This is a genomic window from Paraflavitalea devenefica (assembly GCF_011759375.1).
Classification (GTDB): Bacteria; Bacteroidota; Bacteroidia; order Chitinophagales; family Chitinophagaceae; genus Paraflavitalea; species Paraflavitalea devenefica.
The window spans coordinates 409,717-424,580 of record NZ_JAARML010000004.1; the positions used below are offsets into that span (position 1 = coordinate 409,717).

The 14,864-nt window shown below is 48.1% G+C and carries 9 protein-coding genes; 6 read left to right on the forward strand and 3 right to left on the reverse strand.

Going from position 1 to position 14,864, the window contains the following annotated elements:
• Positions 1–4 precede the first annotated feature (4 nt).
• Positions 5–508, reverse strand: coding sequence for a hypothetical protein (locus HB364_RS23245; protein ID WP_167290730.1), 504 nt, complete (start codon positions 506–508; stop codon positions 5–7).
• A 601-nt stretch (positions 509–1,109) separates the two neighbouring features.
• On the reverse strand, positions 1,110–2,573 hold the full coding sequence (locus HB364_RS23250; protein ID WP_167290731.1) for an FG-GAP repeat protein: 1,464 nt from the start codon (positions 2,571–2,573) through the stop codon (positions 1,110–1,112).
• A 285-nt stretch (positions 2,574–2,858) separates the two neighbouring features.
• On the opposite strand from HB364_RS23250, the gene HB364_RS23255 reads away from it, so the two are divergent.
• The 5 genes from HB364_RS23255 to HB364_RS23275 all read left to right on the forward strand — a co-directional run bounded on the left by HB364_RS23255 (position 2,859) and on the right by HB364_RS23275 (position 11,409).
• Positions 2,859–4,550, forward strand: coding sequence for a T9SS type A sorting domain-containing protein (locus HB364_RS23255; RefSeq protein WP_167290732.1), 1,692 nt, complete (start codon positions 2,859–2,861; stop codon positions 4,548–4,550).
• A 142-nt stretch (positions 4,551–4,692) separates the two neighbouring features.
• Positions 4,693–5,280 (forward strand): RNA polymerase sigma-70 factor, encoded by a 588-nt coding sequence (locus HB364_RS23260; protein WP_167290733.1) that lies wholly within the window; start codon positions 4,693–4,695, stop codon positions 5,278–5,280.
• Between the two features lie 78 nt (positions 5,281–5,358).
• Positions 5,359–6,459, forward strand: coding sequence for a FecR domain-containing protein (locus HB364_RS23265; RefSeq protein ID WP_167290734.1), 1,101 nt, complete (start codon positions 5,359–5,361; stop codon positions 6,457–6,459).
• 213 nt (positions 6,460–6,672) lie between these two features.
• A complete protein-coding gene (locus HB364_RS23270) occupies positions 6,673–9,891 on the forward strand; it encodes a TonB-dependent receptor (RefSeq protein ID WP_167290735.1) in 3,219 nt (1,072 codons plus the stop codon).
• Between the two features lie 18 nt (positions 9,892–9,909).
• Positions 9,910–11,409 carry a RagB/SusD family nutrient uptake outer membrane protein gene (locus HB364_RS23275; RefSeq protein ID WP_167290736.1) on the forward strand — a complete coding sequence of 500 codons (1,500 nt, stop codon included), beginning with the start codon at positions 9,910–9,912 and terminating at the stop codon, positions 11,407–11,409.
• Positions 11,410–11,571: 162 nt separating this feature from the next.
• On the opposite strand, the gene HB364_RS23280 is transcribed toward HB364_RS23275, so the two are convergent.
• Positions 11,572–12,000, reverse strand: a complete 429-nt coding sequence (locus tag HB364_RS23280) for a VOC family protein (protein ID WP_167290737.1) — start codon at positions 11,998–12,000, stop codon at positions 11,572–11,574.
• Positions 12,001–12,408: 408 nt separating this feature from the next.
• Between HB364_RS23280 and HB364_RS23285 the strand changes: the two genes are divergently transcribed.
• Positions 12,409–14,859 carry an ABC transporter permease gene (locus HB364_RS23285; RefSeq protein WP_167290738.1) on the forward strand — a complete coding sequence of 817 codons (2,451 nt, stop codon included), beginning with the start codon at positions 12,409–12,411 and terminating at the stop codon, positions 14,857–14,859.
• The last annotated feature ends 5 nt before the right edge of the window (positions 14,860–14,864 follow it).

Below are 14,864 nucleotides of genomic sequence, written 5' to 3' on the forward strand. Positions count from 1 at the left end.
TATATCAGGCATTTGTCGAATAAAAATACGGCCTCGCAATCGTCGTTACCACATATCCTGGTGTATCACGAACGACCGCAACATCAGGTACTGGCGCAAGTATGTCGCCCGGTGCTGTGCGTGGCATACTTGTGCCTGTTTCAATCTTCTGCTCCACCTCCACCAACGGCACCTTATCTTCCACATACTGCCTGGTCAATGCAGCTTTCACTTCCTCTACCGTTTGGCCGTTTTTGATCATGCTGAATGCCATGCCCGACAACTTGCCGTATACGCCATGTTGCCGCTGGTCTTTCGGTATGGTATAGTAAATAAGCGTTACTGCTTTGGAGGCTTTGGCAAACATACGCGCGTATTCCATCGTGCGCTTACGCCGTGGATCACGCCTGAAACTGCGGCCCGTTTTGGAGCCGTTCTCACGTTCAATGTCTTCACCATGCTTATTTTTATACCCGATGGTTGCTCCCAGTTTGCCGGTAAATCGATGTGATCCACATTGCTTTGCCATAAAAATTGTTTTACAGTGTTCTTGTAATGATGAAATCACTTCTACACACAAACCTGCTCGCGTACTCACGTTACCCAAACTTACAGCATTCACTACTGAATTTCCAAATCACCATGACGCAAAATGCACCAAATGACGCATTTGACGTATTTGACGCATTTTGCACATTATGACGCTTCTACACACCTCGCTCGTTACCTCGCTGCCTCAATGCCTTGTTGCCATATTCACTCCCTATCCCTCCCATATCTATCCCAGGGTAAGCCTATAGTAAGCCCAAGGTAAGCCCAGGTATTGAGCGTACCTCAAGCGTATCATAAGCGTACCCTGAGCGTACCTGGAGGGTATATTAAGCGTCAGTAAAAATGGTAAAAGAAGACTGTCCGGTCAGCAGAAAGGCTTTCGGAGACAGACAGAAAGTGTCCCGGACCACAAAGAGAGAAAGTATAGTTGAAGCAACCTGCATAAAGAAAAAGAGAAATAGTGATCAGCAATAATACTGTAATCAGTGCTACCTAAAATTACCACAATCACTCATCATTACAATAAAAAACATAGCTGCTTTCCCCTCCGTTCCAACCAGTCAGCTTATGCCCCCGGTTTACTTATTAAAAAAGTATAACTGCCCGTTATGCTGTATATCATTGAAAATAGTATAAGGAGCACCTGCAATAATCGTATTACCGGCAATCACCAATGCCTTGCCAAGCGCGGGTCCATGTGTTCCTTCTATTGGATCGGATGAAGTCAGGATAGCCTGTTGCAGCCAGTTATTACCAGCCTTCTTAAACACATATACCTTTCCCGCATCATTAACGCCTGCAACACCGGCCGACTCAGCGCCTACTGCTATATAACCATTGTGCAGGTAAACACTGCTGCCAAAAGCATCGCTTTTTTTACCATCGGAAGCGGTGAGGGTAGTTTGATATACCCAGTTATTGCCATTCCGGATATATAGGTGTACCCGTCCGTTACCATTATCCGGCTGGTATACATATTGCGTGGCGCCTACCAGCAGGGTATCACCTTTAAGAAAAAGCGATTTGCCAAACATTTCCCGGCCAATATATTCCGGGGAAGTAAAGGAAGCAGTAAGATTCCAGGCATTGCCGTTCAACTGGTAAATAAAAACCTTTCCCCTGTTCTCTTGATAACCATTGAGCGTAGCTGTGGGAGCGGCAATGGCCACCAGGTTGCCAGACATGCTGATGCTCTCCCCAAATCGTTCCAAAACAGTAGCATCAGGCGATGTTACAGCAGGCAGCGGCAACCAAATATTCGCAGCTACATCCCGCCGGTAAAAATAGACTTTCCCCTGCTGCAGATTCCCATTAATACTTTTATAGGGAGCGCCTACAGCCGCATTATTGCCCGACAGCGCAGCAGCATAACCAAAATAGTCGTCATTCACAGCATCAGGCGCTATAAGGTTGGCCCGCAAAACAGCGGCGCCATTATTGTCTACCGAAAATATATAAGCCCGCCCCTGCAGTGCATTGGCGCCATGCTCTCCTGCCAGGAGAAAATTACCATCCATACTAACGCTGCGGCCAAACTGCCGTTCGCTACCCGGGTAAGGAGATATGATGTCGGACAGGTATTGCCAGCCTGCGGCCGTTTTTTTAAAAACACGCACTGACCCTGCCTCATGTACGCCGAGATTCGGATGTACATCAGCAGGCGCACCAGCCACCAGCAAATCACCGGACAAAGCCAGTGAGAAGCCCAATAAATGGCCGGATTGACGGTTCATATTTTCCATATAGGAAAATAGCTCAAGACCAATAACACTGCTTTCCGTTCCATAACTAAGCTGATTCCCCCAGTTGGCACGGCCACCGGTAAGACTCACCCACCTGGTGCCCGTATACCCTTCAAAATCATTTTTATCAGCATTCCATTGTAGGGTGCCAGCAGCAACATTGCCCGAACCGGCGCCCACCTTAATAGCACCGTTCACGTCCAGCTTCTGGGTAGGATTATTGGTGCCAATACCTACATTTTGCGCATGCGTTGTGCTGATATTTATAATGATCAACAGATACAGTAATAACTTTTTCATTGTTGGGTTTAAATGTGCAGCAAAGCTATTGCTATCGTAAAAGCACGCCGCTTCACATTGAGCAACCGGACGCTTTCAATTATTGAACAGTCAGCCATCCGCATTGTCCTGCTTTGCGGGACACCAACTCATGGTAAATGGTGAATACCTCGTGGTAACTGGGTATCGTTAAGCAGGCATAAGCGTAGTTTACACCTGGGTTGTTAGTAACAATCCGATTGCGTAAACCATCCTGCCCGGTTATTTTCGCCTGCCAATTATTCAATCATTAAATCAACAGATCCCATGAAAAAGCTCTTTACTTTTCTTGGCGGGTTCGCCTTATGCGTTACCATCAACGCACAAACCCGCTTCACCGAAAAATGGACAATCCCCAATACCACCCGTTTTTACTGGGGCATGACCTACCAGCCAGCCGGCTATAACAGTTCCGACTCCTCCTATCCCCTAATTATTTTCACCCATGGATATGGGGAAGGATATGGGAGTACAGGAGCGGATAGCATCAGCGTAGACTCATCCCTGTACAATACAGGATTGCCCAAGTACCTGAAAAATGGTAACAATATTCCCTTCCTGGTATTTGCCCCGCAAACACGAATAGGCGATATCAGCGGCGCTGAATTAAACAGGCTGATCAACCTCTTCAAAGCCAAATACAGGGTAGACCGTAACCGGGTGTATTTAACAGGCTTAAGCTTTGGAGGAAGAAGCGTGATGCGGTATTTCCTGGAAAATACCGGTTATGGCGACAGCATTACTGCCGCTGCCTCCCTCGCTACACACTATGAACAAGGAGATAGCGCCTGGCGGGTCAACTCAGACCGGTGGGCAGGAAAAGATATCTGGCTCGTATGCGGAACGGCAGATAACAACTCACCCTCTTTCCGCTATAACAATAGCATACGGTATGCAGATTCCATCAACGCCAACGGCGGTACCGCTTTATTGACGCCTGTAGCAGGAGGTGGACATAACGGAGGAGTATGGGACAATGTCTACAACAAGAGCATCAAATACAACGGGGCAACCGATATTTATGCCTGGTTCCTGCAACATTCACTCCAGCCGCCACCACCAGATACTACACCTGTATCCGGCAGCCAGCGTATTTTGATTGATCTGGGTGCCGCCGCCACGACTACTACCGACACGAATAATGTACAATGGAATAATATCACCAGCGGCGTTGCCGGCACCTGGCTGGCGACCGCGAAAGATACTGTAGGTGTAACAGTCAACCTGTCTATTGCGGCCGATAAGAAACCCAGCGGCACCTATACGACCGGTGATATTTCCGTTAACACCAATGGTTATGTAAGCCCTGTAGGCGATTATCCGGCCAGTGCCATACGTGATAATGTGTACTTCCATACTTCTTCCGGTATTACCAGTCTCACGTTCGCTATCCCTGCCGGCAAGAAAGCAACGATCTCTTTCTGGGGCAACCGGGAAGGTACTGGCCCACGGATATTACAGGTAAGAAAAGCAGGTGATAGTGCGTGGAAAGAATATGACGCCGCGTACAATCATACTTATACCAACCACGCGCAGTTTACCAATTGTTATGGCAGCCAGGTGATTGAGGCCCGCGTGAAAACCGGCAGCACCTTTGGCCATATCTCGGTAATAGATATACGGCTTAGCGATAGTACTGCATCATTGAGCCAGGCGCCCGCCGCCCTGGTAGCAACAGTAACCCGGGAAAGTATAGCCACTTTCGATGGCAGTATCAGCCTGCGCAATAACCCGGCTAAAGGAAATACAATATTGAGTGTGAATACAGCGGAGAAAGGAAAGATGACGGTACAATTATTCAATAACCGGGGACAACTGGCCAGGACCTACCAGTATGAAAAGCCTGCAGGGTATTTCCAGCAGTCTATAAGCCTCGCGGCCCTGCCAGCCGGATTGTATTATGTGCAAATAAGGACCGGCTATACAAGCACGACCAAAAAATTAGTGGTATTGCCATAGCCACTGAATAAGATTTCTATAACACCGGAGAAGTCCGAAAGGCTATTATCTTATTATTAATTGTAATAGGTAATAGCTCTTCGGGCTTTATCGTTCTTTTTAATTATAATTTAATAAATATATTTACGGCCTCATCTGACCCATGCCAGATAACGCCCACATAAAAAGGTTGCTTGACCAGATTGCACTGCAGGATAGCAAAGCCGCTTACAAAGAGCTGTTCCTCCTGCTGTACAAACAGTTGTGCCAATTTGCGTATGGCATCCTGAAATCACACAATGATGCCGAGGAAGTTGTTTCAGACACGTTTGCTTTTGTGTGGGAAAAAAGAGAAAAGCTGACCAATATTGAATCCCCCCTCTCCTACTTATACACTTCCATCAAAAACAGATCACTCAACAGGATCGAGCGCCAAAAACGCCAGCGGGCGCTGGATACAGGCGAATGGATCGTACCGCTCAACAGTGTTTACTTCGATCCGGAAAAATTACTGATGACAGAAGAACTGATACAAAAGATCAGGAAAGCCATTGAAGAATTGCCGGTCCGCTGCCAGCTTATTTTCAAACTGGTAAAGGAAGACGGACTTAAATACAAAGAAGTAGCCGACCTCTTGCAGATCTCCGTAAAAACAGTAGAAACCCAAATGGCTATCGCCATCCGCCGCCTGGGTAAGTGTATGTACCTGGACATTACCGCTCACCAGGGGCAAAAGACGCCTAAGAAATAATCCCAAAAAATATTTTATCCGCCTTTCAGGGTTTTCTTATCGCAGGAATGTCTTACTGGCATAACCCAATCCAACCGAATGAGCCAGGAGGACTTTTGGATCATCTTTTCAAAGAAATTAGCGGGAGAAGCCACCCCGCAGGAGCTACTGGAGCTGGAGCAATTGATCCGCCAGCATCCGGAATGGCAGTATGCTTTACAGAACCTGGAAGATATGTGGCATTCCAGGCAGCCTGCCGATACCCCGCAAGCAGAAGACGCTTACCTCCACCACCTGCAGCGCATGGCTGAAAACAATATTGCCTTTGACTATGATCAGGATATTGATACGCCGGATGCCGGCAACTCCTTTTCCGGGAAAAGGCATTGGCGGAAGATCTATGCCCTTACCGGGGTGGCGGCCTGCCTGGTATTGGTCTTTTTCCTCGTATCCCGCAAATCGCCCGGCATAAAAAACAACATGCCCGCCAGCCCCGCCATGAACGTGATCAGCGCCCGCCTGGGCGCTACCTCCAACGTTCAGCTTCCCGACGGATCGATGGTCCGGTTGAATGCAGGCAGTAAGCTCACCTACCATAAGGATTTCGGTAAAGGGAACCGGGAAGTGACCTTAACCGGTGAAGGTTTCTTTGATGTGGTAAAAGATGCAACCAGGCCATTTCTCATCCATGCCACCGGTTTTGATATCAAAGTACTGGGTACCGCTTTCAATGTAAGAGCTTACCCGGAAGACAAGACCTCAGCCATCAGCCTTATACGCGGACGTATTGAAGTATCCCTCAGGAGCCGCTCAAACGATAAGATCACCCTTTCTCCGCATGAGCAACTGATCGTAAACAACACCATAAAAGCCGGTAAAGACACCCTCCTGCTCCAGAGCCCCGGAAAACCGCTGGTATCTATCAACAAACTGCAATACAATCCGCTCGACAGTACAGTAGCGGAGATCGAGTGGATCAACAACAAACTTGTTTTCAATGAAGAACTTTTCGGAGAGCTCGCTGCCCGGATGGAACGGCGCTATGGCGTAGAGATTGTGATCAATGACCCTGTGCTGGCAGCCAAAAAGCTTACCGGGACCTTTACCCATGAAACCATTGAACAGGCTATGGAAGCACTGACCATCACCACCCCTTTTCATTTTGAAAGGCAGGGTAACAAAATAATTATTCACCGATAACGTAGCGCCATATGACGAATAGCAACAGTTCCTGAACCGCTTAAAAAAAATGCGGGAAATGCAGCAACATTCCCCGCCCAGGTTAACTTTTTTTCATCAGATCTCCCGCCAGGAGAACCTCAGTTATTAACCCTTCAATTGTAAATTATGAAAAAAATTGAAGCAAGGTCCTTTTTTTGCCCGGACCTGCTATCACCAAAGCTCTACCGTATTATGAAATTGACGATGCTGCTGCTCACCCTTGCCGGCCTGCAGGTCACAGCCAACACGTATTCACAGGAAAAAATAACACTGAAAATGCAGACAGCAGATATCAGGAAGGTGTTATTTGCCATTGAAAAAAGAAGCGGCTACCGTTTCCTTTTTGATGAAGATATTATCAAGGGAAAGCCTAAAGTAAATGTGGAAGCCGAGGAAGCAGGTATCAATGAACTGCTACAGGTTATTTTTGCCAATACTGGTATTACTTATACGATACTGCATACCAACCTGATCGTTTTAAAGCAATCGGATTCGCCGGGCAATAGCATTATACAGGAAATTAAAGTAACCGGCAGGGTCACCAGTCCCTCCGGCGAGCCTTTATCGGGTGTTTCTGTAACGATCAAAGGAAGCTCGATGGGCACCACCACCGATCAGAACGGGAACTACTCCCTCACTGTTCCTGATGACGCCGTATTGCTCTTCTCTTACGTGGGATTCATGCCCACAGAAGAAACCGTGGGCAGCAGGACGGCTATCAACGTTACGCTGCAACCCTCCACCCAAACGATGGATGAAGCCGTTGTAATAGGATATGGTACACAGCGGAGAAGCCAGATCACCGGCTCCGTAGTAAAGGTCAGCGGTAAAGAACTGGCCAAGCAGCCGCTGTTAACAGCCGCTCAGGCCTTACAAGGCAAAGCAGCGGGCGTACAGGTGATTGGCTCCGGCGCTCCCGGCTCACAACCCCAGGTAAGGATACGCGGCACCAGTACGGTGAGCGGTAACGCCAACCCGGTTTATATTGTGGACGGGGTTATTACAGATGACATCACCAACCTGAATACCGCCGACATTGAATCGGTAGAAGTGCTGAAAGATGCCTCTTCACAGGCTATCTATGGTAGCCGTGGCTCCAATGGGGTCATACTGGTCACTACCAAAACCGGTAAGAAAGGAAAAGTGAGAATAAGCGTTGATTCCTATGTGGGCTTCAGAACACCTACTTCGAAGATTAAAATGGCCGATGCCAAAACCTATGCCCAGTATACCAATGAAACAAGGTCCTACCAGGGACTGGCGCCGGCTTTTAACCTGGATACGTTGAAATACGATACAGACTGGTTTGATGAAATTACCCATAATGGCCTTGTGCAAAACCACGTACTGGGCCTGGGCGGAGGTACAGACAACACCTCCTACTACTTCAGTGCCGGCTTGTTTACCGACAAAGGCATTCAATTGGGGGCCGACTTTACCCGGGGCACTTTCCGGCTTAATAATGAGTACAGGCTCGCCCCCTTTTTAAAGCTGGGGCATAACATGACCGCCAATATTGCAAAAAGCAATAACAAAGGCAATCAATTCCAGAATGCTTACCGCAACTCGCCCACCGTGCCGGTGAAATTCGATAATGGCGCTTATGGCTATACCGACCTCATCACGGTAGGTAACCCCGTGGCGGCATTGGAATATACCAACAGCAATTTCAGCCAGGTACGGTTTGTAGGCAACGCCTATGCTGAACTGTCGCCTGTAAAAGGGCTCACCATCAGGAGCAGTTTCAATATTGACAAATACAACAACAAAGGGAGAAGCTTTACACCCAAATACTTTGTATGGAGCGCACAGCAGAACAGCGATACATCCTTAACGATTAGTCAGGGGGATGGATTTGGATGGATATTTGACAATTATGCTACCTACAGCAGGACCATCGGACGGGAGCATGAAATCAGCCTCACGGCAGGTTATACTTCCGAACGCAGGAAATATTATTCCCTGTCTGTTACCGGGAAAGGAGTGCCTTATGAAGACAACCTGTGGTATTTAAGCCAGGCAAGGGCCGGCTCCATCACCTTAACAGATGCAGGTGGACTTACAAAGAGGGCCTCTTATTATGGCAGGCTGAGCTATACCTTGATGGATAAGTATAACATCAACGGCGTATTGAGAAGGGACGGTTCCAGCAACTTCCCCGTGAATGAAAAATGGGGCACCTTCTATTCTGCCGGCGCTTCCTGGATCGTAACCCGCGAAGCATTTATGGATAACCAGGATATCTTTAATGAGCTCAAGGTTAGAGTGGGCTATGGAAAGATCGGCAATGACAGAAGCGTGGATGGTTCGGCCCTTAATCCTGTTACCCAAAATGCCTCAGCCTATTCATTCGATCAGGGCAACAATATAAGTTCACCCGGTATCACCTTTGCCACCCTCCCCAATGCAAAATATAGCTGGGAAACCACTTCGGGCATTGATGCCGGCGTGGAGTTCAGTGTACTGAACAGCCGGTTAACCGGTGATATCACCTATTATAATAAGCTCACCAATGCGTATGTACCCATCACCATTGGTCAAACCTTCGGCACCACCGGCACCGTTATTTCCCAGGCGGCCGATGTTCGTAACAAAGGCGTAGAGATCACCTTGCGGTATAGCGACAAGATCGGGGCCGACTTTACTTATTATATCGGGGGCAACATCACCCTGAATAAAAACAACGTGGAGAAAGTAAACGGCGTACTGAAGCTCACAGGCGGCAGCCTGGGTAATGGGCAAACGGTAACCTATACAGTAGAGGGACAACCCATTGGAAGCTTCTATGCCTATAACGTATTGGGCATTATCAAAGATGCAGCCGATGCCGCCAGTTATCCCGTCTATAGCGGGTACAAACCGGGCGACCTGAAGTTTGAAGACAGGAATAAGGACGGGGTGATAGATGATAAGGATAAAATGTTTGTAGGCGCTTACCAGCCCAAAACCTATTATGGCATCAACGGTGGATTTACCTGGAAAAGCATTGACTTTTCATTTGATTGCTATGGCAATGCCGGCAATAAAATATACAACGGCAAAAAAGCGGTACTGGTAGGCTATGACAATATTGAAATGTCAAGGACGGTCGACAGGTGGACTACTACCAATACAGACGCCAGCAATCCCAGGGCCAGCAGCACCGGTCCGCTGGTTTCTACCTACTACATTGAGTCAGGCAGTTTTTTCCGGATCAACAACATTACTGCCGGTTATACCTTTTCTTCCTTAAGTAAGAAAACAGGCATAGCTAGGCTGCGGGTATATGCTTCGGCACAAAACCCTGTCATCTTTAAACAATTCAGCGGTTATACACCGGAGTTGCCCGGAGGCCCGCTCGATTCGGGCATAGAATTAAACCTGTACCCGGTTAGCTCAACCTACCTGTTGGGCGTGAACATCTCCTTTTAATCCTTCAATCAGCACAAAATGAAAAAACGATCAGCATATCTCCTTCCCGGTCTGGCAGTACTGTTCCTGTTGCCGGCCTGTAAAAAAGACTGGTTAAGCCCCGCCAATGAAAATATCCTGGTGGCCACAGATTCCACCTTTCTGAAGCCCGAAAACGCCACCAGCTTTGTAACCATGGTATATAACCAGCTAACGGTGTGGAATACGGCTACCTTCTCCTGGATCGGCGTAAGCAGTATCACTTCTGACGATGCAGATAAAGGAAGCTCAGCCGGTGATAATGGAGGAGATAAAAACCTCATGGACGCCCTTACCTATACCCCCACCTCCGGGTCTGTAATTGAAGTGTGGACGGGCAACTACCAGGGCATCAAAAGGGCCAATGAAGCATTGGCCAATGTACCCAAATACCAGATTGATGCGGCCCTGAAAACAAGGTTACTGGCGGAAGCCCGTTTCCTGCGGGCTTACTTCTATTTTACACTGGTACGCACTTATGGCGGCGTACCCATTGTAGATACTGCGCTGGATGCCAACAACCCGGCCGACTTTGAAAGGGCCAACATAAGAAGAACAAAAGAGGAGGTTTATGCATTTATTGAAGAAGACCTTAATTATGCCTTAAGCATATTACCCACGAAACAGGAATATGGCGCCGCCAATATCGGTCGCGCGAGTAAAGGCGCCGCTGCTGCCTTGCTGGCCAAAGTAAGTATGTACCAGCAGAAATGGGACCAGGTGCTGAGCCTTACCAATGCTATTATTGCAGGTACGTATGGCACTTATGGACTGGAGCCCGACTTTACCAGGATATGGCGGGAAGTGGGTGAAAATGGTATGGAGTCTTTATTTGAAGTGCAAGGCAAGGGCACCGTTACATTGGCCGGCGTTCAGCAATACAGCCAGGTGCAGGCCATGCGGGGAGCTACTTTCAGCGGTGTCACCAATGCCTATTCCGGCTGGGGATTCAATACCCCTTCTGCCAACCTCGATTCGGCCTTTGAAGCGGGTGATGTAAGAAAAAATGCCACCATCATTCACATCGGTGATACCTTATGGGATGGCGTTATTTTGGTCAACGCTTCCAATCCCCGCTATAATAGGAAGGCGTATGTCAGTAAAACCCAGGAAACATACAGCAGTGACAGCTATACAAACAAAAATGTAAGGATATTGAGAATGGGGGAAGTGTACCTGATGAATGCAGAAGCCGCCAACGAAAAGGACCTGCCCAGCCAGGCACAAACCTCCCTGAATGCCGTACGCAACAGGGCTGGTCTGGCCAACACCACGGCGGCAGCCAAGGCCGATCTGAAAACAGCCATCTGGAATGAAAGGCGGGTGGAACTGGCTATGGAGCATGACCGTTTCTTTGACCTGGTGCGCCAGGGACGGGCAGGCACGCTCATGCGGGCACATGGAAAAGCATTCATAGACGGTAAGCATGAAGTATTTCCCATTCCCCAAACGCAAATTGATAATTCGGGAGGGATCATGAAACAGAACGATAAATACTAAGATCGTCCTTAAAGGCCCGTTTTCAGCCGTACCGGTCAATAGCTTGAAAAAGCCCCGCTCATCATTAATGAACGGGGCTTTTCATATAAGCATATAATCTACTACTGATGTCCTGGCGAAGCAAAGGCGCTAACAGCTAAAGGCTAAAAGCTAACACCTCTCCTATTGTTGGCTATGATCAAAATTCACCAGCCAGCTAATGCCAAACTTGTCTTTGAAACTACCAAAATAAGCGCCCCAGAAAGTATCCTGCAATGGCATTTCCACGGCGCCGCCGGCGCTCAGACCGTTGAATAAATGGTCTGCCTCTTCCCGGCTGGCGGGGTGCAGGGATATATGTACATTATTCCCTACCGTCAGTTGATGGCCCATGGAAGGCATCGTATCGGAGCCCATCAGCGTAGTATGTGCATCAATAGGCAATGCAATGTGCATGACCCTGTTCTTTTCATTCTCCGGCATATTCTCTGCACCTGGCATGGTACCAAACTTATGTACGCCGGTAAATTCACCGCCAAAAACAGACTTGTAAAAATTGAAGGCTTCTTCGGTATTACCGTCGAAGTTTAAATAAGGATTCATTTTAGCCATACTTGCAATGTTTTAATGGTATGTAATTAAGGAATCTACTATCAACTTAATGGGTTTTAAAGGTAAATATCTTATTAAATTAACCCGGTATAAGCAGGACGAGGCCGGAGAAATGGGGGATGAAGTTTGGAGGCAACAACGCCCACTAGCCACTCACCATTCACCACTAGCCTTTTCCATTGTATCAAAACCGGACAGTTTTTGTATCGGAAGCGAACTACCTCATAGGCTTATACCTGCATAGTACATTGCAAATCATACAGCTACGTTCTGGCATGTGTTTGCCATACTACCGGCAGGCTCCCAAACGGCCAGGGAAAGTATAGCCATGAAAATGTTACCCGAATGCAACAAACAGCCGTTACCGGAGCCTTTTAGTTTAATTATTTAAACTAAAACCATTACCGTATGATCAGGAATTATTTTATACTGGCATTTCGCAATTTCAGGAAACATAAGGTGTTCTCCCTTATCAACGTATTGGGGCTGGCTGTTGGCATCAGCGCCTCCCTGGTCATTTACCTGATTGTGCAGTATGAATTCAGTTTCGACCGCTTTCACAAGGATGGGGACCGCATTTACCGGGTGGTTTCCAACCTCAACTTCTCGGGAAAGACCTTTGACAATAGCGGCGTACCCGCTCCCCTGCGAACAGAAGCCGGCACGGCTATTCCCGGTATTGAAGTTGCTGCGGGCTTTTACACGATGTACCAACCCCGCGTGAGCATCCATAAAAGCGGTACAGAAAAGCCGGCGGTATTCAGGGAACGCAAAGGGGTGATCTTTGCCGACCAGCATTATTTCAACCTGTTTGCCTATCAGTGGCTGGCCGGCTCGCCGGATGTGCTGAAAGGACCTTCTGTAGTGGTATTGTCTGAAAGCCGTGCCAAAGAATATTTTCCGGTTGGGGATGCCACCAAAGCAGTAGGCCAGGTAATGATGTATGATGACAGCATTGCTGTTACTGTAGCCGGTATTGTGAAAGACCTGGACCAGGTCACTGATCTTACTTTTAAAGAGTTTATTGCCCTCTCTACCATCCCTGCCCGTAACCTGGGAAACAATTATAGCTGGGATGTATGGAATAACTACTATGGCTCTTCCCAGTTCTTTGTGAAGCTGAAAAAAGAGGTATCGCCTCAACAAACAGCGGCACAGATCACTGCCCTGATCACCAAACACGCGCCTAACAGCGCCCTATTTACAGCCAGCCATTCTTTACAACCCTTGTATGACCTGCACTTCAACAGCAAATATGAAATTTTTGGTCAGCGCAGGGCGGATAAACCCACCCTGTACGGCTTATTATTGGTAGCTGCTTTCCTGCTGATACTGGGCTGTATCAACTTTATTAACCTTACGACCGCCCAGGCTGCTCAGCGGGCCAGAGAAATAGGTATCCGCAAAACAATGGGTAGTACTAGACGCCAACTGGTCGCCCAGTTCCTGAATGAAACGCTGGCGCTTACTATTATTGCCACCCTGCTTTCCATAGCGCTTATGCCGCTCCTGCTAAAAGCATTTGCCGACTATATACCGGAAGGCGTTACGTTTAGCCGGATCATAGAACCCAATATCATTACCTTCATCATCGCATTGGTGGTCATAGTAAGCCTGCTGGCAGGGTTTTATCCTTCCCTCGTACTGTCGAAGTTTAAACCGGTACTGGTATTGAAGAACCAGACTTCCGGCAATACCGGTAAAACAAGAAGCGCCTGGCTGCGCAAAACGCTCACCGTATCCCAATTCATCATTGCACAATTCTTCATCATTGGCACCCTGATGGTATCCCAACAAATATATTATTCCCTGCATAAAGACCTGGGCTACCGGAAAGATGCCATCATCACTTTTACGATCCCCTGGCGGGAAGCAAGCACTGCTAAAAAACAGGTATTGCTCCAGAAGCTGCAAAACATACCGGAAATACAACAGGTAAGCCTCAGTGGTATTCCACCGGCTACGAAAGCCACTTCCTCCTCTACCCTCACCTTCGATGATGGCCAAAAGACCATCGACAGGCAGACGGAAATACGGATCGGGGATGCTGCCTACTTCGACCTATATAAGATAAAACTGGTAGCCGGCAAGATGTTGCTGCCCAGCGATACTGCCCGTAAAGAATACCTGGTGAATGAAGCCTATGCACGCGACATGGGCTATACCAATCCCGCGGATATTGTGGATAAGCATATCCATGGGCGCGACAAATCTATGCTGCCCATTGTGGGCGTAGTGGCCGATTTCCATACCAAATCACTGCATGAGGCCATTACACCGCTGGTATTTACCGCCAAAAGCAAAGAGGCCGGTTCCTTCCACATCCTGCTACAGCCTCGCGAAGCCGGCAGCGATACCTGGAAACGGGCCATTGACAAAATAGAGAAAGCCCTGAAAGAAGTGCATCCCGACCGCAGTTTTGATTATTCGTTTTTTGATGAGCAGATCGCGGAGTTCTATGAAGCTGAGCAGCGCACTTCCCGCCTGCTTACCTGGGCCAGCGGGCTGGCTATACTCATCAGTTGCCTCGGCTTATTGGGACTGGTAATGTATACCACGCACCAACGGGTAAAAGAAATTGGCGTTCGTAAAGTATTGGGCGCCTCTGTAACACAGATCGTATCCTTGTTGTCAAAAGATTTTATCGTACTGGTAATCCTGGCCTTTGTGATCACAGCGCCACTGGCCTGGTGGGCATCTAATGCCTGGTTACAAAATTTTGCTTACCGTACATCCATCCCCTGGTGGATATTTGCCATGGGCGGCGGTATGATGATCATGATCGCGTTGTTAACGCTCAGCATACAAACCATCCGCGCTGCACTGGCCAACCCGGTGAAAGCGCTGAGGAGCGAGTAATGAAA

Excerpts from the sequence above, each read along its gene's own strand:
- HB364_RS23255 (WP_167290732.1), top strand. The coding sequence starts at position 2,859 with ATGAAAAAGCTCTTTACTTTTCTTGGCGGGTTCGCCTTATGCGTTACC.
- HB364_RS23285 (WP_167290738.1), top strand. The coding sequence starts at position 12,409 with ATGATCAGGAATTATTTTATACTGGCATTTCGCAATTTCAGGAAACAT.
- HB364_RS23275 (WP_167290736.1), top strand. The coding sequence starts at position 9,910 with ATGAAAAAACGATCAGCATATCTCCTTCCCGGTCTGGCAGTACTGTTC.
- HB364_RS23260 (WP_167290733.1), top strand. The coding sequence starts at position 4,693 with ATGCCAGATAACGCCCACATAAAAAGGTTGCTTGACCAGATTGCACTG.
- HB364_RS23270 (WP_167290735.1), top strand. The coding sequence starts at position 6,673 with ATGAAATTGACGATGCTGCTGCTCACCCTTGCCGGCCTGCAGGTCACA.
- HB364_RS23280 (WP_167290737.1), bottom strand. The coding sequence starts at position 12,000 with ATGGCTAAAATGAATCCTTATTTAAACTTCGACGGTAATACCGAAGAA.
- HB364_RS23265 (WP_167290734.1), top strand. The coding sequence starts at position 5,359 with ATGAGCCAGGAGGACTTTTGGATCATCTTTTCAAAGAAATTAGCGGGA.
- HB364_RS23250 (WP_167290731.1), bottom strand. The coding sequence starts at position 2,573 with ATGAAAAAGTTATTACTGTATCTGTTGATCATTATAAATATCAGCACA.
- HB364_RS23245 (WP_167290730.1), bottom strand. The coding sequence starts at position 508 with ATGGCAAAGCAATGTGGATCACATCGATTTACCGGCAAACTGGGAGCA.